The organism is Flavobacterium sp. (assembly GCF_043780635.1).
In the GTDB taxonomy this organism is placed as follows: domain Bacteria; phylum Bacteroidota; class Bacteroidia; order Flavobacteriales; family Flavobacteriaceae; genus Flavobacterium.
The window spans coordinates 1-21107 of sequence record NZ_JAYWCK010000128.1; the positions used below are offsets into that span (position 1 = coordinate 1).

At 34.0% G+C, this 21107-nt stretch carries 23 protein-coding genes; 9 read left to right on the forward strand and 14 right to left on the reverse strand.

The window, feature by feature from the left end; translation table 11 throughout:
* On the reverse strand, positions 1-1286 hold a 1286-nt coding region (locus ACH2BV_RS11640), incomplete at its 3' end, for a M14 family zinc carboxypeptidase (RefSeq protein ID WP_395050903.1).
* 242 nt (positions 1287-1528) lie between these two features.
* Between ACH2BV_RS11640 and mtgA the strand changes: the two genes are divergently transcribed.
* Entirely contained in the window at positions 1529-2269 is a 741-nt protein-coding gene (gene mtgA / locus ACH2BV_RS11645) for a monofunctional biosynthetic peptidoglycan transglycosylase (protein ID WP_395050904.1), read from the forward strand.
* Here mtgA and ACH2BV_RS11650 read toward each other — a convergent pair.
* From ACH2BV_RS11650 to ACH2BV_RS11685, 8 genes are all read right to left on the reverse strand, one after another.
* The gene (locus tag ACH2BV_RS11650; RefSeq protein ID WP_395050905.1) at positions 2259-4466 is read right to left on the reverse strand and encodes a TonB-dependent receptor domain-containing protein; all 2208 of its coding nucleotides are present in this window, start codon (positions 4464-4466) and stop codon (positions 2259-2261) included. The genes mtgA and ACH2BV_RS11650 overlap by 11 nt on opposite strands.
* Before the next feature lie 71 nt (positions 4467-4537).
* Positions 4538-4888: a hypothetical protein gene (locus ACH2BV_RS11655; RefSeq protein ID WP_395050906.1), complete on the reverse strand. Its 351-nt coding sequence runs from the start codon at positions 4886-4888 to the stop codon at positions 4538-4540.
* A 90-nt stretch (positions 4889-4978) separates the two neighbouring features.
* A complete protein-coding gene (locus tag ACH2BV_RS11660) occupies positions 4979-5968 on the reverse strand; it encodes an aspartate-semialdehyde dehydrogenase (protein ID WP_395050907.1) in 990 nt (329 codons plus the stop codon).
* A 166-nt stretch (positions 5969-6134) separates the two neighbouring features.
* Positions 6135-6563 (reverse strand): large-conductance mechanosensitive channel protein MscL, encoded by a 429-nt coding sequence (gene mscL, locus ACH2BV_RS11665; protein WP_395050908.1) that lies wholly within the window; start codon positions 6561-6563, stop codon positions 6135-6137.
* 59 nt (positions 6564-6622) lie between these two features.
* Positions 6623-9067 carry a bifunctional UDP-N-acetylmuramoyl-tripeptide:D-alanyl-D-alanine ligase/alanine racemase gene (locus ACH2BV_RS11670; RefSeq protein ID WP_395050909.1) on the reverse strand — a complete coding sequence of 815 codons (2445 nt, stop codon included), beginning with the start codon at positions 9065-9067 and terminating at the stop codon, positions 6623-6625.
* A gap of 30 nt (positions 9068-9097) precedes the next feature.
* A complete protein-coding gene (locus ACH2BV_RS11675) occupies positions 9098-9415 on the reverse strand; it encodes a type II toxin-antitoxin system RelE/ParE family toxin (protein WP_395050910.1) in 318 nt (105 codons plus the stop codon).
* Positions 9406-9648 (reverse strand): hypothetical protein, encoded by a 243-nt coding sequence (locus ACH2BV_RS11680; protein ID WP_395050911.1) that lies wholly within the window; start codon positions 9646-9648, stop codon positions 9406-9408. The genes ACH2BV_RS11675 and ACH2BV_RS11680 overlap by 10 nt, the downstream gene beginning before the upstream one ends.
* Positions 9649-9743: 95 nt before the next feature.
* Positions 9744-10097: a helix-turn-helix domain-containing protein gene (locus ACH2BV_RS11685; RefSeq protein ID WP_395050912.1), complete on the reverse strand. Its 354-nt coding sequence runs from the start codon at positions 10095-10097 to the stop codon at positions 9744-9746.
* A 177-nt stretch (positions 10098-10274) separates the two neighbouring features.
* Between ACH2BV_RS11685 and ACH2BV_RS11690 the strand changes: the two genes are divergently transcribed.
* The 3 genes from ACH2BV_RS11690 (at position 10275) to ACH2BV_RS11700 (ending at position 12055) form a co-directional block, all read left to right on the forward strand.
* Positions 10275-10790 carry an NINE protein gene (locus tag ACH2BV_RS11690; protein ID WP_395050913.1) on the forward strand — a complete coding sequence of 172 codons (516 nt, stop codon included), beginning with the start codon at positions 10275-10277 and terminating at the stop codon, positions 10788-10790.
* 6 nt (positions 10791-10796) lie between these two features.
* A complete protein-coding gene (locus ACH2BV_RS11695; protein WP_395050914.1) occupies positions 10797-11654 on the forward strand; it encodes a hypothetical protein in 858 nt (285 codons plus the stop codon).
* A gap of 71 nt (positions 11655-11725) precedes the next feature.
* On the forward strand, positions 11726-12055 hold the full coding sequence (locus ACH2BV_RS11700; RefSeq protein ID WP_395050915.1) for a hypothetical protein: 330 nt from the start codon (positions 11726-11728) through the stop codon (positions 12053-12055).
* Between the two features lie 119 nt (positions 12056-12174).
* Here the strand turns inward: ACH2BV_RS11700 and ACH2BV_RS11705 are convergent, their stop codons facing one another.
* On the reverse strand, positions 12175-12765 hold the full coding sequence (locus tag ACH2BV_RS11705; protein ID WP_194310733.1) for a thymidine kinase: 591 nt from the start codon (positions 12763-12765) through the stop codon (positions 12175-12177).
* 102 nt (positions 12766-12867) lie between these two features.
* Between ACH2BV_RS11705 and ACH2BV_RS11710 the strand changes: the two genes are divergently transcribed.
* The 3 genes from ACH2BV_RS11710 to ACH2BV_RS11720 are packed head-to-tail and all read left to right on the forward strand — an operon-like array spanning position 12868 to position 14858.
* On the forward strand, positions 12868-13800 hold the full coding sequence (locus tag ACH2BV_RS11710; RefSeq protein ID WP_395050916.1) for a hypothetical protein: 933 nt from the start codon (positions 12868-12870) through the stop codon (positions 13798-13800).
* Positions 13801-14505 (forward strand): 16S rRNA (cytidine(1402)-2'-O)-methyltransferase, encoded by a 705-nt coding sequence (gene rsmI, locus ACH2BV_RS11715; RefSeq protein ID WP_395050917.1) that lies wholly within the window; start codon positions 13801-13803, stop codon positions 14503-14505.
* A gap of 2 nt (positions 14506-14507) precedes the next feature.
* On the forward strand, positions 14508-14858 hold the full coding sequence (locus ACH2BV_RS11720) for a HopJ type III effector protein (protein WP_395050918.1): 351 nt from the start codon (positions 14508-14510) through the stop codon (positions 14856-14858).
* Position 14859: 1 nt separating this feature from the next.
* Here the strand turns inward: ACH2BV_RS11720 and ade are convergent, their stop codons facing one another.
* Complete coding sequence (gene ade / locus ACH2BV_RS11725; RefSeq protein WP_395050919.1) at positions 14860-16482, reverse strand: adenine deaminase; 1623 nt, start codon at positions 16480-16482, stop codon at positions 14860-14862.
* Positions 16483-16659: 177 nt separating this feature from the next.
* Between ade and recJ the strand changes: the two genes are divergently transcribed.
* Together recJ and ACH2BV_RS11735 are read left to right on the forward strand one after the other, a co-directional pair.
* Positions 16660-18348, forward strand: coding sequence for a single-stranded-DNA-specific exonuclease RecJ (gene recJ, locus ACH2BV_RS11730; RefSeq protein ID WP_395050920.1), 1689 nt, complete (start codon positions 16660-16662; stop codon positions 18346-18348).
* A 15-nt stretch (positions 18349-18363) separates the two neighbouring features.
* Positions 18364-19632, forward strand: coding sequence for an MFS transporter (locus ACH2BV_RS11735; protein ID WP_395050921.1), 1269 nt, complete (start codon positions 18364-18366; stop codon positions 19630-19632).
* A gap of 33 nt (positions 19633-19665) precedes the next feature.
* On the opposite strand, the gene ACH2BV_RS11740 is transcribed toward ACH2BV_RS11735, so the two are convergent.
* From ACH2BV_RS11740 to ACH2BV_RS11750, 3 genes are read right to left on the reverse strand one after another with little or no spacing between them, the layout of a single operon-like run.
* Positions 19666-20421, reverse strand: a complete 756-nt coding sequence (locus tag ACH2BV_RS11740) for a UDP-2,3-diacylglucosamine diphosphatase (RefSeq protein ID WP_395050922.1) — start codon at positions 20419-20421, stop codon at positions 19666-19668.
* A 23-nt stretch (positions 20422-20444) separates the two neighbouring features.
* Positions 20445-20897 (reverse strand): 6-pyruvoyl trahydropterin synthase family protein, encoded by a 453-nt coding sequence (locus ACH2BV_RS11745; RefSeq protein ID WP_395050923.1) that lies wholly within the window; start codon positions 20895-20897, stop codon positions 20445-20447.
* Between the two features lie 32 nt (positions 20898-20929).
* Complete coding sequence (locus ACH2BV_RS11750; protein ID WP_395050924.1) at positions 20930-21106, reverse strand: hypothetical protein; 177 nt, start codon at positions 21104-21106, stop codon at positions 20930-20932.
* Position 21107 lies beyond the last annotated feature (1 nt).

The window sequence follows — 21107 nt, forward strand, 5'->3', positions numbered from 1 at the left end:
GTCACGACACCTTGCAGGCCATAACTTGCTTGTTTTATATAATTCAAAAGAGCTTGTTTGTTTCTATCCCAGTAAAATAGTAAAGTAGAGGCTAATGGAAATTTAGTTGCCGAAATTTCAATTGTTACTTCTTTATTATGGTTGTAAAAGTTGTTATTATCTTGTCTTCCGCCTTTTACAGTATACCATATAGCACCATTTGTTGTTCCTGGAAATTGTCCCGTTCCATATACATCGTCCATATAATTCAAATCGCCATCAGCGGTTTGTGCCAATTGTGCATATTCTTGGGAAACATATCTAAAATAACTATCATGAGGGTGAATGCTTACTGCAGAAGAACCTGTTGCGGCAGTAGATGTATCCCAAGGAAAATTTACCACTTCGGCACCACCATGATAGTTGGCAGCCAATACAAAATTTCGAGTTTGTTCAAAATTTAAAAATGCTAAAGTTTCAGGTTGATAGGCTAACCCATCAGGATGTATTCCTCCAATTGGATCTGGATAATTTCTATTTAGATCTACGCCGTTAGCGTTAGCCCTTGTGGCAGTATTACCTGTAGAATTCAGAATATCATTTCCTGCAGTTTTGTATGACCCGTCAGGGTTTGCCAATGGGCAAATGTATAATTCAGTTCCGTTTACAAGATTTGTAACTTCAGATAGTGAGCCATAATTTGTCAAAAGGTAATCTATAAGGTGCAACATTGTTGGATAACCCGTAATTTCGTCACCGTGCATAGATGAGGTATATAAAAATTCAGGTTCTGTTTCATCAGATGAAGCATTATCAGAAATTTTAAGAACATATAAAGTTCTTCCGTTTGGGGTTGTTCCAATGCTTTGTAAAGTGCATAAATTAGGATACGTATTTGCCCAATAGTTCATTTTGGCTACATATTCAGAATATTGAGGATAAGAATCCCAAGCAGTGTCCCAGGTTGAAGCAATTTTGCCATTCTTTTTAGGTCTAATTTCCTGCGCAATTTCGTTGTCAGCAGCAGTAACTTGGAAAGGCAATCTGTAAGTAAGAAACTTTTCAAATTGAGATTTATTTGCATAAGCTTCAACTTCTAAATTTTTTTGGTCAACTCGTCTGTGACTTACTGAAAGAATCTCATTCAATTCAAAAAATTGATTTTGACTAGTAGCTTTAAAGGTAAATATTACCTCGCCCTTTTCAGCTAAATATTTATTCGCTCTTTCGAGTGATGTGCTTTTTTGCGCAAATAAAGCGGTCGTAAAAAACACCAAAAACAACGTTAAATAAGTAATTCTTTTCATAATAATTTTGATTTAGGTTTTCAAATCTATAATAAATATTTTATAAAACAATAAAAAAAAATCGACAAAGAGCAATTATATGCGATAAAAAGATGTTTTTTGTTGTTTTTGTAAGAAAATAAAAGCGTAATTTATTATAAAGAATTTTATTACTTCTGTAAATATCATAAAAATAATGATTTCAAACAACCATAGATGTGACAAAAAATATTATTTTTATAAAAATTACCACATCTAATGTAATGGCTACAAAAATAACATCAAAAAAACCGAAACCTTCATCAAAAAAACAATCTGGAAGTTTTATGAGTAAAGTAACATCTTTCTTATTTAAAGTCTTCTTATGGTTTCTTGGAATCTCAATATTTTTCGTTGTGCTTTTCAAGTTTGTACCAGTGTCATTTACTCCTTTGATGGTTATTCGTGTTATAGAAAATAAATCAGCAGGGAAAGAAAATTATTTTAGCCATGATTGGGAACCTATAGAAAACATCTCGGTTAATTTACAAAAAGCTGTTATTGCCAGTGAAGACGGAACTTTTCTTGTTCACAATGGTTTCGATTTTAGGGCAATGCAAAAAGCGTATAAAAGCAATGAAAGGGGTCGAAGAATAAAAGGAGGAAGTACCATATCACAACAAACGGCTAAAAATGTATTCCTTTGGCAAGGAAGAAGTTATTTACGAAAAGGATTAGAGGCTTATTTCACAGTTTTAATAGAATTAATTTGGGGCAAAGAACGAATTATGGAAGTCTATTTAAACAGTATAGAAATGGGTAATGGAATATATGGAGCTCAAGCCGCAACTCAACATTGGTATAGGAAAGATGCTTCACGTCTTACACCGCAGCAAGCTGCCGGAATTGCAGCAATTTTGCCCAATCCAAGAAAATATTCCGCCACAAGTTCCTCCTCTTATATTAATAATAGAAAATCTAAAATTGTTCGCGTGATGCGACATATTGGTAAGATTAAATATTAAAATTCAATCCTAAAACAATGTTTCTTCCAATGTTTGGAATCCCATCAGTTTTCAGGCGAGATAGATGAGAAATGTACTTTTTATCGAACAAATTATTAGCATTCAAATTAATGTCAAAAGCTGTTTTGCCTAATTTTATTTTTCCTCCAAAACCAAGATTTACTATAGTGTAGCCATTTGATTTTGTTTCAAAACCACTCACATTATTTTGATTGAAAGTTGAGGAAACATTCAAAGAAGCAAATCCATCTTCTAGCAAGTTTTTAATATTAAATTCAGATCGAATGGTGTTATTCCAATTATTTGCAGGAATAAGAGGTAGGAAATCGCCATCTTGTTTTTTGCCTGTAACGGTTTCAAAACTGGTTTCATAATGCAGCCAATCTAAGGGATGTGGGTGAAAATGCAATCCAATTTCGCCACCATAAAGGTATGCATCATTCTGAATATATTTAAAAACAGCATAGTTGTCTATCACTTCCCCAGTTGGAGAAGTGTAAATATAATTATTGATGTGGTTGTAAAACCCGTTAGCAAAAAACTCGAAATGGCTGCTTTTGTATTCTAAATTTAAGTCGGTTTGCACATTTTGTTCCGTTTTCAAATTGGGATTTCCCACTTCATAACGATTCGTTCCTTCGTGAACACCATTTGAAGTTAATTCGGCTAAATTAGGCGCACGAAAACCAGAAGCCAAGTTTGCCCTTAAAATGAAATCTTTGGCTATACTAGTTTTGTATCCTAACGACGAATTAAAACTGTCGAAGTTTTTATTTAGAGCTTCGAATGAACCTTCGTTTCCAGCAATTCCGTATGCTGTTGTTGCTATTTTTCTATTGTCAAATCGTATCCCAGCTTGAATTACGTTTGTTTTCCACTCATAATTTCCAGTTCCAAAAATACCAAAGTCATTTGTTGTAGCATCAGGAATTAAATAGTCAATACCTGAATTTTTATTGACTTGGCTCATTCCTTGAACTCCTATAATTGATTCTATTTTACCGATTTTTGGCAAATGGTATTTTACATTATAATTATATGTCTTCAATTTCATATGCAAAACAGCAATATTACCTTCTTCTAATTCGCTTCGATCATTTCCTATATAACCGAGATCGACATCTAGTTTTGAGTTTTTGAAGAAAAATATATTGTTTAAACTCAATAGATTATTTTCAATATTTTGGCTTGGAAACGTTGTTTTTTTACTTGAGTTTTGTTCCGCAACACCATTTTCTGGAATTCCTAAATCTAATTTATTGAAATTATATCGCAAAACACTTGAAAATTTTGAATTATTGTATCCAATTCCAGTTTTGAAATCAGTTTCATTATAGCGTGTGTTAGTCACTCGATTTCCATCAGCAATTTTATAATCAGAATGGGTGTTATAGCTTCCTCGAGCAAGGAATTTCCAATTATCTGTAGAAGTTTTAATTCCCAAGGAAGAATTACTTCCTAATGTATTAGAGAATATTTTTTGACTGAAATCAGTTTTAAAAGTACCAGAATCAGCAAATTTTTCTGGATTAAAATATAAAACACCACCCAAAGCATCCGAACCATAAAGCAAGGAAGCCGGGCCTTTTATCACTTCGACACTTTCGACACCGGCATCATTTAAACCCAAACCGTGCTCATCGCCAAACTGCTGATTTTCGATTCGAACCCCTTGTGAATAAACCAAAACCCGATTCCCACTCAGTCCTCGAATAACAGGTTTTCCTATCGAAGTTCCTGTTGATAGTTGAGAAACTCCCGGAATTGTCGCCAATCCTTCGATTAAGGTGGAGGTTCCTTTTTTTTGTAATTCTTTGATGGTCGAATGTTCTACTTTCATTACGTTTTGTGATTGTATTTTATTGAAAGCAGTGGAAACGATTATTTCATCCATTTGAAAAGTAGCCTCGTCAAGTATAATGCTTAAAAGGGTTTCTTTTTGTTGAAGATTAATAGTTTTATTCTGAGTTGTAAATCCTATGTATGCAAATGTCAATTTTATTTTTCCGTTGGGAAGATTTGACAATAAATAATTTCCGTTTTCGTCTGTCGAAGTTCCTTTGTGTAATTCTGGAGCATAAATCGATACTCCAATTAGAGGTTGATTTTTTATATCTGTTACTATTCCAGAAATAGTGTTTTGGGCGTTAAGTATAGCTGAAAACCCTATAAATAGGGTGATTATGGTTTTTTTCATTTGAAATAATTTTATTGTTGAATAATAAACACAAAAAGCTTTGTGTTTTTGTGCCTTAGCGGCAAATTTATTTAAACAATAAAAAATGGAGGAGCACGAAGCGCAAAAAGGCTTCCTTTAAAGTATTGGGCAATTTCCTTGGATTTGAAAAAAGAATATTTAGAAGGAATAGTTGTTTTTTTGAATTCAAAATGAGCAATATCCGAAGAAATGAAATTGCTTACCGTGAAATCACATACAAAACATCGATCATAATTATGGTGTTGATGCGTGATTTCTTTGCTGGAATTATACTTGTGGTAGCATTTTTTTTCAGAAAATTGTTTTGCAAAATGCTCATAACTATGCACATATTGAAACAGTATTGCGAACAATACCGCAAACATCAAGAAAGAATTTAATATGCCAAACTTCTTTTTCATTCGTGCAAATATAGGAATACCAAAGAAAAATCCGACTTACTTTAACATTATTTAAAGTCAATCGGATTATTGAATTATTAAAAACTGGTTTTACACCAAATTATGCGCCACCAAATATTCTGCAATTTGAATCGTGTTTGTTGCAGCGCCTTTTCTCAAGTTGTCAGCTACAATCCACATATTTAATGTGTTTGCTTGGCTTTCGTCACGGCGAATTCTACCCACAAAAACATCGTTTTTACCTTCGGCATATCTTGGCATTGGATAGGTAAAAGTATCCAAATTGTCTTGAACCACAACACCATCGGTTTGACTTAAAATAGTTCTTACTTCGTTTACATCAAAATCATTGGTAAATTCCACATTCACGGCTTCACTGTGCCCACCAACAACGGGAACACGAACCGCTGTAGCTGTAACTTTGATAGAGTCATCGCTTAATATTTTTTTGGTTTCTTTAACCAATTTCATTTCCTCTTTTGTATATCCATTAGCTTCAAAACTATCGCATTGTGGAATACAGTTTCTGTTGATTTTGTATTTATAAACCATATCACCTTCAATTCCTGCACATTCATTTTCGAATTGTTGTACTGCTTTTACGCCAGTACCGGTAATGGATTGGTAAGTGGAAACTACCACGCGTTTGATATTATATTTTTTGTGCAATGGTGCTAAAGCCAAAACCATTTGAATAGTGGAACAGTTAGGATTTGCTATAATTTTATCTTCTTTTGTCAATTCGTTCGCATTAATTTCTGGTACGATTAATTTTTTTGTTGGATCCATTCTCCAAGCCGATGAGTTGTCGATTACGGTTGTTCCTGCTGTTGCAAATTTTGGTGCCCAATCCAATGAAGTTTGTCCTCCTGCCGAGAAAACGGCAATTTCAGGTTTCATATCCACTGCTGTTTGTAATCCAACAACGGTATGTTTCTGTCCCTTGAATTCGATTACTTTTCCAACTGATTTTTCAGAGGCTACAAGAATTAATTCTGTGAACGGAAAATTTCTTTCTTCCAATACTTTTAACATTATTTCGCCAACCATTCCAGTGGCTCCTACAACTGCAAGTTTCATATTGTATATTTTTTATTTTTAATATTAATTTCGAAGTACAAAAGTAAGCAATATGCTATTTAAAACAAGTAGATTCACAAAAAATAACAAAATGTTATATTTGTAACAAATAAAAAAACCACGCTGTTGAGCGTGGTTTAGTTAGAATATATAATGTAGCGGAAATTTATTTTTTCAACAAATCCCTGATTTGTGTAAGCAATTCTTCTTGAGTTGGATCAGCCGGTGCAGCAGGAGCAGTTTCTTCTTTCTTTTTTGTTTTTTCATAGGCTTTTAAAACCATAAAAATACAAAAACCAATAATTACAAAATCAAAAACAGTTTGAATGAAAGCGCCATAATTTAAGGCAACTTCTGCAACTGCGGGAGTTTTTTCAGCACCATTTTCCATTATAGCTGGAATGCCGTCTTGTAGAACAACTTTCAAGTTTTTGAAGTCTACTTTTCCTAATAATAATCCAATTGGTGGCATCAAGACATCATTTGTGAAAGACGTTACAATTTTTCCAAATGCACCTCCAACGATTACGGCTGTCGCCAAATTCACAATTTCCCCTTTCATCAAAAAGGACTTAAAATCACTTACGAATCCCATATTTATATGTTTTTAAATTAAAATTTAATACGAATATAATTATTTTATTTGAAAAATATTTACTCCCGATAAAAAACACGTTTTACCCTTTGAGAAATGCTGGTGAGAATTTCATAAGGAATGGTTTTCAATTGATTGGCCATAAAAGTAACCGTCGGGCTTTCGCCGAAAATAATCACGGAATCACCTTCTTTACAATTGATTTCAGTACTATCCACCATCAACATATCCATACAAACGCTTCCAACGATTGAAGCTTTTTGGTTGTTTATTGTCACAAAACCAACGCTGTTTCCCCAATGTCTAGAAATTCCGTCAGCATAACCAATGGGGATTGTTGCGATTTTTGTTGGTTTATCAGCAATAAATCTCCTTCCATAACCCACACTTTCGCCAGTTTGAATGGTTCTTATTTGAGAAATAATAGATTTCAAGGTCCCTACATTTTCCAAATATTTTTGTTCTTCAACATCATTGGAAACTCCATAAAGACCTATTCCAAGACGAACCATATCATATTGTGCTTCCGGAAAATTACTAATCCCCGAAGTATTCAATATGTGACGAATAGGTTTTATTTGCAATTCAGTTATCAATTTTGCCGACAATTTTTCGAATAAATTAATTTGTAAATGTGCAAAATCTTGGTGTTCTAAATCATCGCTCGTGGCCATATGCGACAGAATACTTTTTACAATCACAAATTTGTTTCCTTTTAAAATCGCAATTAATTTGGCCAGATTTTCTTCTTCAAAACCCAAACGGTGCATTCCTGTGTCGAGTTTGATGTGAATAGGGAAGTGTTTGAGTTTTCTCTGTTCGGCAATTTTTAGAAAAGCATTTAATCCTTTTAAGCCATAAATTTCGGGTTCTAATTGATGCTGGATTATGGCTGAAAAACTGGTGGTTTCTGGATTTAAAACCATTATTGGCAACTTAATTCCGGCATTTTTTAATGAAATTCCTTCATCGGCAAAAGCTACGCCCAAATAATCCACTTTGTGATGTTCTAGTAATTTAGCGATTTCGAATCCACCGCTTCCATAACCAAAAGCTTTTACCATTACCATCATTTTAGTGGTTGGTTTTAGTTTTGATTTATAGAAACTCAGATTGTGACTAATGGCGTTGAGGTTTATTTCCAGAACAGTTTCGTGTGTTTTCTCTTCTAATGCAGCAACTATTTCTTCAAATTGAAAATGTCTCGCCCCTTTTATCAAAATGGTTTCGTTATTAAAATTCAAATAGTTGAAATTTAAAAAAAAGTCGGCAGTATTTTTAAAAGTCACACAGTTGGCAAACTTATGTTTAAATGCCGAAATGGTTTCGCCAATACCTATAACGCGTTTGATTTTATTGGAAGTAATCAGCTGTGAAACTTTAGAATACAACTTTTCATTTGATAAACCGCTTTGAAAAATATCCGAAAGGATTACCGTTTTGTTTTTGTATTGTTTTTGACTTTCCAGAAAATCCAAGGCAATCTTCAAAGACTGAAAATCGGAACTATAACTATCATCAATAAGTGTGGTTTTGTTGATTCCGTTTTTGACTTTCAAGCGCATTTCAACAGGATATAGCCATTGCATTCGGTTTTGAATAGTTGTTTTGCCATATTTAAAACTCAATAATACCATCAAACAAGTAACGGCATTTTCAATCGAAGCATCATCCTTAAAAGGAATTTCTATTTCGAAATTAGATTTGGCATACCGAATTTGTAAAATAGTTTTGTCTTCGATTGTCTTTTTTACAACAAAAACCTCTGCAGTTTGATCGTTGTAACTCCAAGAAAATGATTTTATTTTTGGATCAATAAGTGCGTCAATGACCTCGTTTTTTTGATAAATTATAAGTTTTGAGTTTTTGAAAAGTTTTAGCTTTTCTTTGATTTTTTTCTCCAAATCTTCGAAGCCTTCATCGTGTGCAGATCCAATATTCGTAATAATTCCGATAGTTGGTTTGATGATGACTTCCAGTTTTTCCATCTCGTTCATTTTCGAGATTCCTGCTTCAAAAATCCCCAGATTGTGTTTGTCGTTTATAGAAATCACTGACAATGGAACACCAACTTGTGAATTGTAGCTTTTTGGACTTCGGATGATGTTGAAATCAGGACTTAATAGAAAATTCAACCATTCCTTGACGATTGTTTTCCCGTTACTTCCTGTCAAACCAATAACTGGAAATTTATAAAGACTTCGATGATGAGCTGCAAATTTTTGCAAGGAATCCAGTGTGTTTTCGACAACAAAAAAAGCAGCTTTGTCTGATAATCCTTCTGGAATATGGGCTACAACAAAGTAATGCACTCCTTTTTCTATTAATGATGAAATATAAATATGGGCATCATTATTGGGTCCAACTAGTGCAAAAAACAAAGTGTTTTTATTGTTTTGCAAAGAGCGACTATCGATAGAAACATTGTCAATAAAAGAAGTTGAAGTCTTGCCAATGAATTTGGCATTGAGAATTTGGGAAATATTTTTTTGAGATAAATTCATTTGGGATAAGATTTAAAAATTGTCAAACACTTATTTTGTTCTTTTAATTTTTAAAGGTTCTTGACGACAGTCGAAGATATCGACAATTTCGACTAGGTTTATTTCTAAATCCACATAATAAATTATTTTATGATTGGAATGCAAAAAATAGCGAAATTCTTGTTTTCGACCCGATAGTAGTTCTTCTTTTTGTCCTAAAAATGGATACTTTTCAAGTATAAGTACTTGTTTTGAAATTTCTTCTACTTTATTTTTTGCGATTTTTAAATTGGATTTACTTTTATAATATAGAAATATTTTACGCAATTCATTTTTGGAATATTCAGTCCAATTTAATTTCAGCTCCATTTTTTAATCTCTTCCAATAATTGGTTTGCTTCAATAACTCGTCCGTTTTTTGAATCTTCCATTGATTGGTCAATTCTACTTTCAAACTCTTCCATTGTCAACGGGCTAAACTCTTTATCGATGTTAATTTTCTTTTCTTTTTTTAAATACTTTTCCAAGCGTGAAACAACCTCTTCGCTTTGAATAGAAAGAAATTCTTGAACAAATGATATTTTTCTAGTTTGTAAATCCATTGTAATTTATTTTACATCAAAGTTATAAAAAATAGAAATGGAATGGGAATTATTTTAGAATTTTATTGAAGAATAAAACCGTGCAAAAAATAAAATTAGCTTTTCGCTAACAATCCTCTTAAAAATAAGACTTCTTTTTCGAGATGATTTACTCTGTCATCGTAGCTTTTCTTGAGTTCGTCAGGGAAGTTATTATTCATTATATGAGCTTTCCCAGAATTAGTACAATTATTAAAAACTAAATTATCATCAAACGAAACCAAATCAAAAGGTTCTATATCAAGGATTTTAGAAATATCTTCTATCCGACCCCAATCGAGTTTGATGTCGTTGTTTTCGATTTTGCTGTAAGCCCGTTGCGACATTTCCAGTTTTCCCGCCATAAAGTCTTGTGTAAAACCTTTTAATTCTCGCACTTTTCTGATTTTATCTCCAATATTTGCTTTCATAATTTTTCGATTTAGTTCTTATTTAGAACCAAATATATAAAAATTAGAACACAATAGAAAATAAGTTACAAAAATTATTTCATTGATTTGCATTGTAGTGAAAATCATTCAAAAAATGATTTAACAGGGAAGCCGAAAACTGTTTCTTGAAAGAGTAGGCGTTGTAAAATATTTATTATGGGAAGATTAGGGATTTCAGAGATTTTTATATTGATAATCATCTTCGCAGGGATTACTGCTTATTTTGTAAGTAGAAATTCGAGTTCAACTAAATCGAGTTCAATTGCTTATCTGTTATGGTTTTTAAGTTTTTTTGGTGTATTGGGATTTCATCGATTTTACCTTGGAAAAATAGGAACCGGATTGTTGTGGCTTTTTACTGGCGGAGTTTTTGGTTTTGGGGCATTTATTGATTTATTTACTTTAGGAAATCAGGTTACACAATATAATACAAATGAAGAGTTAAAAGAGATAAGGACAGCTACACTTTCTAATGCTCAAAGCATAAATCAATCGAAATCAATCAATGAGAAAGTTTTAAATCTATCTTATGTAGAAACGGGAAATAAAAATTCAAACATTGAACCACATCAGGATAAAATTGAAAAACTAAAAGATATAAAGAAATTATTGGACGATGGAATTCTCACACAAGAAGAATTCGAGCAACAAAAAACAAAAATTTTAGGATAGCTTTTTATGGAAAATAGTATTTACAAAACAATACAAGATTGGTACGATTTACTCAAAAACGGGGTTATTACAGAAGCTGAATTCATTGCTAAAAAAAACGAACTTTTAGGTAAAGAAAAAACCACCACCGAAGTTATTAGAGATGCGCCAGAGACAAATGAAAATAAAAAAGATTTTCATTCTGATTACGAAAAAAATCAGGAAGAGTTCGAGGAGAACAAAGAAAGCTTTGTTTCTAAATATTTGTTATTCATTATTTTAGGAACAATTTGCATTGTGATTTTTTCTTTTTATTATTATACAAAAAAACATAATAAAACGAAAATGCCATTAATAGAACAAACTGCTGGTGAAACAAAAATGGACACAATAGAAAGCCTCAAATATATTGATTTACTGAAAGAGCATATAAAAAAAGAATGGAGAAAAATTGATAATCCAAGTGGAGACAGCACTAAAGTAGGCTCAATGAAAGAGGAGGACGGTGGATTAATGATTCGTGATTTGGACGGCAATTGGTTAAGTCATTATTATGAACCTGAAGTTTTTAAAGGAGATATAGATAATAATGGAATATCGGAAATTATAATTGTGATTTTAAATTCTGGGGGTGGTGCTGGAGGTAACATTGAAATACCAGAAAACTATTTAATAGTTGACAATGTTGTTACGCAAATTGGTGGCGAATTAATAAATCCGCCAAAAAACGAGTTTGGGTATAGTTATTATTTAAAAGGGATAGAAGAGGGACGCATAATTATTGACTTTGTTTTTAAAAACGAAAATGATGGTTTTTATGCTCAAGGAGAAAGTATAAAACTAAAATGCAGATTAACAGAAAATAAATTAGAAGTAGTAAACTAAAACAAACAGGATAACTAATTATAACCATTCGGTTTAACAGTCAAAGTAAATATTATTAAACAAAACAAATTATGAAAATCTTTGGTGAGTTTTATTTTAAAAAAACAGATAATGGCAACTTAATTGGAGAATTTACAAATAATAGTATGGGAGGAAGATGGGATGTTGAATGTTCTAATTATTGTAAAGGCATCAAAAATAATTTTGAATGTAAATATTTAACAACTTGGTTAGAAGATGATAAACCTTATATTGCGGTTTTAGAAATAAATTTGGAACACAAAGAAAATTACGCATTAAATTGGAGTAATTTATTAACAGGCAAAAAACTCTTTGTCGGTAAAGCAAAAATAGAAGATAAAAATAAAATTGTTGGTACCTATACAAATGTAATAGATTAATGATACCCGTTATCTTAGGAATCCTTTGGAAAATGATGTTACAATGGATTTTTAGATTAAAAATTTAAAGACAACTAAAAGCCCTTTCAAAATTAAAACATTTGAAAGGGTTTCTTGTTTTATTTTTCTTCATCTTTCTTCATAGCATAAAAATAGGCGGCGCGACTCAAAGGTTCGTATTCTTCAGTTTCGCCTAGCATAACGAGTTTGTCATTATCGGTTTTTCTAAAACTGTAATTCGCCAGATTTCCTGTGCGAGTACAAACGGCGTGCACTTTGGTAACATATTCGGCAGTTGCCATCAAGGCAGGCATTGGCCCAAAAGGATTTCCTTTAAAATCCATATCTAATCCAGCTACAATAACACGGATGCCTTGGTTGGCCAAATCATTGCAAATTTTCACGATTTCGTCATCAAAAAACTGTGCTTCATCTATACCAACTACATCGCAACCTTGAGCCAAAATGGCAATATTTGCCGCAGCTGGAACAGGTGTGGACCGAATTTCATTGGCATCGTGAGACACTACCATTTCGTCGTGATAACGCGTGTCGATGGCAGGCTTGAAAATTTCAACTTTCTGTTTGGCAAATTGCGCTCTTTTTAATCTGCGAATGAGTTCTTCGGTTTTGCCCGAAAACATTGAACCGCAAATAACTTCTATCCAGCCAAATTGTTCTTTATGATTTACTGTATTTTCGAGAAACATTTTGTATTTTTCTGCCTTAAAAAAGGATTAGTTTTTATTACTTTGTAACGAAAACAAATTTATTAAAAAAGACACACCTTACTCACTATAATTTCAAAAGTTATGAAAAAAAAATTGGAAGACGACTTAATGAGCATTGCACACAGAGTGTTGCAAATGAAAAACAAATCTGATATCAATCAATTATACATTGAAACTCAGAAACTTTATGAAAAACTTTCGGTTTTACGTTTTGTTGAGGAACATTTTGGAGAACCAAAACCTACTATTGGTCAAGCCGAAATTGTCGAAAAAATGAAACAATTTTTTGAAGACCATAATTTATCCGAGATTAAGCCAATAAAAGTTCAAGATGAAATTGTTTTAGAAGAAATCACTCATCAAGAAACAGCTGATGAAGTAATTATAGTTGGTGAAATCGAACTTGTTTTAGAACAGGAAATCGAAGAAGAAGAAATTTCAGAAGTGACAGAGGAAGTAGCAGAAACAGATTTCCAAGAAGAAGAAATTAATATAGATGAACCAACAGAATTAGAAGAATCAAATGGAGTTAGCTTCTTGCCAGCATTTGAATTAGATATAGAAAATGAAATTGAAGAACCAAAAAAATCGGAGGCAATTCAAATTTCTTTTGAAGATTTTTTAGGAGGAGATTATTCAGAAACTCTTTTTATAAAAGCAGACCAAGGGGAACAAGCTCAAACTCCAATCACTTTTGATACACCTGCATCAGATTATTTTCAAGTGGAAGAGTCTATTTCTGAAAAAAATGAGACAAAACCGGTTTCCTTGAACGAAAAACTTTCAAAAGGAATAAACATAGATTTAAATGATAGAATTGCGTTTGTAAAGCACCTTTTTGGCAATAGCGACGAAGATTATAACCGCGTTTTGAACCAACTTATTACCTATGACAATTTTGAGGAAGCTCAAAACTTTATTGATGATATGGTAAAGCCAGATTACAATAGTTGGGAAGGAAAAGAGGATTATGCGCAACGTTTCATCGAAATTATCGAGAAAAAATTCGCTTAAATGGGTAAATTATACATTGTTCCTACACCAATAGGCAATCTCGAAGATATGACTTTACGGGCCATTCGGATTCTTAAAGAAGTCGATTTGATTCTTGCCGAAGATACGCGAACTAGCGGAAAATTATTAAAACATTTCGAAATTGGAACGCATATGCACAGTCATCATATGCACAACGAACACAAAACGATTGAGAACTTAATTTCGCGTTTGAAAGCTGGAGAAACCATCGCCTTGATTTCTGATGCGGGAACGCCAGCGATTTCCGATCCTGGTTTTTTGCTCACTCGCGCTTGCGTCGAAAACAAAATTGATGTGGAATGTTTGCCTGGCGCAACGGCTTTTGTACCAGCTTTGGTCAATAGCGGTTTGCCAAATGACAAATTCGTTTTCGAAGGATTTTTGCCCGACAAAAAAGGAAGACAAACCCGATATTTGGCACTTGCCGAAGAAACCCGCACAATGATTTTGTATGTTTCACCGCATAAATTAGTCAAAACTTTAGCCGAATTTATTACCTTTTTTGGCGAAGACCGCCAAATTTGCGTTTCAAGAGAACTATCAAAACTGCACGAAGAAAATGTTCGTGGAACGGTACGAGAAGTGCTGACGCATTTTGAAAACAAACCACCAAAAGGAGAAATTGTGGTTGTTGTTGGTGGGAAAATAATAGTTAAAGCGAATAAAAAACATACAGAAGAATAATAATGGGTATATCATCCTTTTTAGAAAAATTAAAACAATCACCAAAAACTATAACATTTCCAGAAACCATTGCCGTGATTGAGGAAAATTACGATTTTACTCCAATGGCTTTCGATAATGGAACTCAACATAATGCCGCAGGAGAAAACTCGGGTTCTTGCAAATTATTTGCTTTTGCCCAATTGCAAAACTTGTCTCAAGCAGAAACATTGGCTTGTTTTGGAGCCTATTATTTCGAGGAAGTTTTGGGCGATCCAGAAGGGACATACCACCAAAACATTCGTAATTTTATGAAATTAGGATGGGATGGAATCCAATTTAAAGGAGAAGCTTTGGCTTTGAAATCATTATAATTTACTCCACTTCCAAATCCACAAACGAAAAAGTATTTCCGCTAAACAATCCTTTGTCGGATAATTTTAAATCGGGAATAACAAGTAAAGCCATAAACGAAAGTGTCATAAAAGGTGCGTTCAAATTACTGCCCAATTCCTTTGCCATTGCATCAATTTCCTGATATAATTTCCCGGTTTCCCAGCCATTTTTGTCGCTCATAATTCCGGCAACGGGCAATGGTAACACTTTATTTTCAGCAACATTCACGGCGCAAACTCCACCTCTGTTTTCGATGATATGATTCACGGCGTTACAAATTTCTTCATCAGAAGTACCTACTACTACAATATTATGGCAATCGTGCGCTACAGAACTGGCAATCGCACCTTTTTTCAAACCAAAATTTTTGATGAAGGCAATGGCTGGCTTCGTATTTTGATAGCGATTGACAACTGCCATTTTCAAGATGTCGTTTTCTGTATCCGAAACTAGTTGCCCGTCAACGATTAGTGATTTGTGATGAATTTCATTGGTGATTAATTGTCCTTCTAAGGCTTCGATTACTCTAATTTTAGAACCAAAACCTGAAACAGTAAAATCACTGATTTCTTTGGCAGTAATATTAAAATTATTTGGAGTTTCAAATGGAATGTGTTTTACAAAAGATTCGCCATTTTCAGCAACTAATGCACCGTTGATGAAAGTTTGTTGTACTTTAAAATCAACTAAATCTTCGACTACGATAAAATCGGCAGCATCATTTACTTTCAATAATCCCACGTTCATTTTATAATGATTCACGGGATTTACGCAAGCTGCTTGCAAGATTTTAAAAATGTCAATTCCTTTGGCAACAGCCCGAGCACAAAGCAAATTAATGTGTCCCACAATCAAATCGTCGGGATGTTTGTCGTCTGAACAAAACATCATATTCTCATAATTTTCAGGAAGTAAATCAATCAATGCTTCGAAGTTTTTGGCGGCACTTCCTTCACGAATAAGCACTTTCATTCCGAGCGATAATTTTTCTTCGGCTTCTTCAAAAGTGAAACATTCGTGATCTGTTGTTATTCCAGCCGAAATATATTTTTGAACAGATTCTCCTCTTAATCCCGGTGCGTGACCATCAACGGGTTTGTTGAAATGTTTTGCCCATTCGATTTTCTTTAAAACTTCCTCGTCATCGAATAAAACGCCCGGATAATTCATCATTTCCGCCAAATAATAAATATCGGGGGAAGCCATTAATTCCTTTATTCCTTCCGAATCTATAATCGCACCTGCGCTTTCAAAAATGGTCGCAGGAACACAAGATGGAGCGCCAAAGTGAAACTTCAACGGTACTTTTTTACTATTTTCAATCATATAATAAACACCGGCTGTTCCTAGGACATTGGCAATTTCGTGTGGATCAGAAATCGTTGCCACCGTTCCGTGAAGTAAGGCAATTTTTGCAAACTCTGAAGGAACAAGCATCGAACTTTCGATATGAATGTGGGAATCGATAAATCCTGGAAGAATAAAGTTTTTTATGTTGTGATTTTTCTCTATAATCGAGATGATTTTCCCATTTTCGACAGTGATTTCACCTGCATAAATCCTTTTATTCTGGATGTCGACAATTTGTCCTTGAATTTGCATTTTGCTGATTTTAAAAAGATGTAATCAAAAGTACTATGATTTTGCTCTAGCTTCTAATTTTTTATCACAGAATAACAGATTTTTTTATGGTTTTATTTAATCTGTTAATCGAAGGTATTAATTTATGTTTTTCAACTGTTTTAAACTAAATTTGGTTTTCAATTTAAAACAATCAATATGCGCTGGACTATCAAACCAAAACCTTCGGAAGAAAAAGTAAAAAATCTTGTAGAGGCTTTGAAAGTGGAGGAATTTGTGGCAACACTTCTCGTACAGCGCGGTATTGAAACGTATGAAGAAGCACGTCAATTTTTCCGTCCGACTTTAAATGATTTGCACAATCCTTATCTGATGAAAGATATGGATAAAGCGGTCGAGCGCATTGAATTGGCGATTGAAAACGGCGAAAATATTCTCGTTTTTGGCGATTATGATGTGGATGGAACAACGGCGGTTTCATTGGTTTCATCCTATTTAAAAACCTATTATCTTAATGTTGCTACTTATATTCCAGATCGTTACGACGAAGGTTATGGTATTTCTTTCAAGGGAATTGATTATGCTGACGACAATAATTTTTCGCTAATTATTGCCTTGGATTGCGGCATAAAATCCATTGATCACGTAGGGTACGCCAAGGAGAGAAACATTGACTTTATCATTTGTGACCACCACAGACCAGGAGAATTTTTACCAGAAGCAGTAGCAGTATTAGATCCAAAACGGGACGATTGCAGTTATCCTTATGATGAATTATGTGGTTGTGGTATTGGTTTTAAATTGATTCAGGCATTGGGTGAAAACCGAAATCAAACTATTGAAGATTTGACTTCTTATTTGGATTTGGTTGCAACTGCAATTGCCGCTGACATTGTTCCAATGACGGGCGAAAACAGGATTTTGGCTTATTTCGGTTTGCAAGTCATCAACTCAGATCCAAGACCAGGAATTAAAGCCCTAATTCATCAAATTAAAAAACAAACTTTAGATATTACCGACGTGGTTTTTATCATCGCGCCAAGAATAAATGCGGCCGGAAGAATCAAACACGGAAATCACGCAGTGGAATTATTATCGGAATTTGATTTTGAACAAGCACAACAATTTGCGTCTGAGATTGAAGCGTATAATTCCGAAAGGAAAGATTTAGACAAACAAATCACTAAAGAAGCGCTTGGTCAAATTATAGAAAATAATGAAAAAGAATGTTTCACGACCGTCGTTTTTCAAGAAGATTGGCACAAAGGCGTGATAGGAATTGTAGCTTCGAGATTGATAGAAACCTATTATCGTCCAACATTGGTTTTTACCAAAAGTGGTGATAAATATGCTGCTTCGGCACGTTCTGTAAAAGGGTTTGATGTGTATAATGCTTTGGAAGCTTGTTCGGAACATTTAGAACAATTTGGCGGACATATGTATGCTGCGGGAATGACTTTATTGGAAGAAAATTATCAACTTTTTAAAAATGCTTTCGAAAAAGTGGTCGAAGAAACCATTCATCCCGATTCATTAACTCCTGAAATCTCTATTGATGCGGAGATAAATTTCTCTGATATTACTCCAAAACTGATGCGGATTCTCCAACAATTCGAGCCTTTTGGACCTCAAAATATGACACCCGTTTTCTTGACTAAAAACGTAAAAGACACAGGTTATTCAAAAAGGCTAGGTGTGGAAGATGAACATTTGAAACTGTTTGTTAAACAAAATAATTCCGAAGGCATTGCTGCCATTGGTTTTGGTTTGGGAAACAAAATGGATTTGGTAACCAATAAAAAACCATTTGACGCTGTATATTGCATTGATGAAAACGAATGGAATGGAAAAACGTCTATCCAATTACGATTGAAAGACATAAAATAATTATTTGCCCATTAAATGAAGAAAAAAGATCCCTACTCAGCCTTACGTTATAAAGAATTTAATGTGTTTTTATTATTGCGATTTGCCATGGTTTTTGCCTGGTCAATGCAGTTTATTATTATAGAATGGCAAGTTTATAGTTTAACGAAAAACCCACTTTCGTTAGGAATTATTGGATTGATGGAAGTAATTCCGGCAATTGCAATGGCTTTATTCGCCGGACATATTGTAGATCAAAAGGAAAAAAAGGGAATGCTTATTAAATGTATTTTGGCTTTTTCAGTAATAAGTTTTGGGTTGTTTTTATTGACTTGGCCAAAGATCGTGAGCGGTTTATCAACCAATACAATTTTGTATGGAATTTATTTTTTGGTTTTCCTTGGTGGATTGGTTCGTGCTTTTCTAGGGCCAACAATTTTCTCGCTTCTAGCATTGATTGTTCCTAAAAAAGTCTATCCAAATGCAGCTACTTGGAGTAGTTCAGTATGGCAAATTGGTGCTGTTGTAGGGCCTTCTGTTGCTGGGTTTTCTATTACGTGGTTGGGCGTTCATTGGTCAATGTGCTTTGTTTTTGGGTGTTCACTTTTAGCATTGATAATGCTAACCCAAATAGGAACAAAGCCTATTTTAAATCCAAAAATTGGGGAACCCATAATGGAAAGTTTGAAGGAAGGCGTAAAATTTGTTTATACCAATAAAACTATTTTTGGTGCTTTAACGCTCGATATGGTTGCGGTTCTTTTTGGTGGAGCTGTGGCACTTTTACCCATATTTGCCCAAGATATTCTAAAAGTTGGACCAGAAGGTTTTGGGGTTTTAAGAGCCGCACCAGCTGTTGGAGCCTTATTGACAATGTTTATTTCAGCTTATGTTCCGTTGTACAAAAATGCGGGAAAAAAACTTTTGATGGCGATTTTTGCGTTTGGAATTTGCATCATTGTTTTCGGACTTTCAACTATATTTTGGTTGTCAGTTCTTGCTTTATTTTTAAGTGGTGTTGCCGATGGAATTTCGGTGGTCATTCGTCAAACCATATTGCAACTAAAAACGCCAGACCATATGAGAGGCCGAGTCGCGGCAGTAAACTCCATATTTGTGGGTTCGTCTAATGAGTTGGGCGCTTTCGAAAGCGGATTGACAGCAAAACTAATGGGTACAGTGTCTGCAGTTGTTTTTGGCGGAAGCATGACACTTTTGGTGGTAATTTTTACAGGAATCAAATTGCCTTCATTTAGAAATTTAGACCTGCAAAAAGACTTGGATGAACATGAAAATCAAGAGTAATTAGTTTTTTTGAAAAGATATTTTTTTTGAAATTTACCCAAACTTTTTCAACTCAAAAGTTTCGCCATCAAAAACGCCATACGTAAAATAGCCAATCCAATCTCCCAGATTTATATACTCGGAGTTTTCGCCAACAGTAACTTTTAAAGGTAAATGACGGTGGCCAAAAACGAGATAATTGTAATGTTTGGTTTCCAGTTTTCTTTTGGAATAAAGAATGAGCCATTCGTTTTCTTCTCCAAGGAATTTCACGTCTTCATCGCCTGAAATCAGTTTGTTTTTTACCGAAAGATAATGTCCCAATCTTACCCCAATGTCAGGATGAAGCCATCGAAAAAGCCATTTTGATAACGGATTCGTAAACACTTTTTTCATCCGTTTGTAGCCTATGTCGCCCGGTCCTTTTCCGTCGCCATGACCAATGAGGAAGGTTTTGTTGCTGAAAGTATATTCTTGATTTTCTCTGTAAATGGGAATGTCAAGAACTTTTTCGAAATAATCGTCCATCCATAAATCGTGATTGCCCACAAAGAAATAAATAGGAATTCCGCAGTCACGAATTTCAGCAAGTTTTCCTAAAACCCTTATAAAACCTTTGGGAACAACAGTTTTGTATTCGAACCAGAAATCGAATAAATCGCCTAACAGAAAAATAGCTTCGGCATCTCCTTTGATTTCGTCAAGCCAAGCCACGAATTTTTGTTCTCTGGGAAAACTTAATTCAGGAGTAGGCGCGCCAAAATGTTGGTCGGAGGCGAAATATATTTTTTTGTTGGGAGTGATTTGCATAAAGCTAAAGTATGGATTTTGAATTACAAATTATCACTTGCAAACCATTCTGCAAAAGAAGATTCTGTTTCTTGTAATTTTAAAGAAAAAAGCTCAATTTTTTCGGGCAGTCTGCTGATGATTCTTTTCGAAAAATCGACTACCATATTTTCGCTTGTGGGTTGGTAATCGACTAAAATAACATGATGTCCGCGCGATTTTAATTCGTTTGCCAACTCGATATGTGGCGTAGTTTCATTGAATACTGTAGCGTGGTCAAACTGATCCACGATTTCTTCTTTTACTATTTTTTTTAAATCAGTAAAATCAATTACCATCCCATTTTTTACGTTATTTCGGTCATTAATAGGCGTTCCAATTACGGTTACCGACAATTTATAACTGTGGCCATGCACGTTTTTGCATTTTCCGTCATAACCGTACAAGGCGTGACCGGTTTCGAAACCAAACTGTTTTGTAATTCTGATTTTGCTCATTTTAATTTTATTTGAGTGCAAATTTAATACATCTACTCCTTTTCACTTCCTTTTTTAGCACGATAATACATCCAATAGGCAACTCCTACTAATAAAACAAAAGGTAGAAACGAACCTATGAGTACTCCTATTTGATAGCTGCTGTCTGGTGCGTTCTTTATCTTTTCTGCAACATTTACTTGCAGAAAGGGCAAGATGAGGTAAATCATT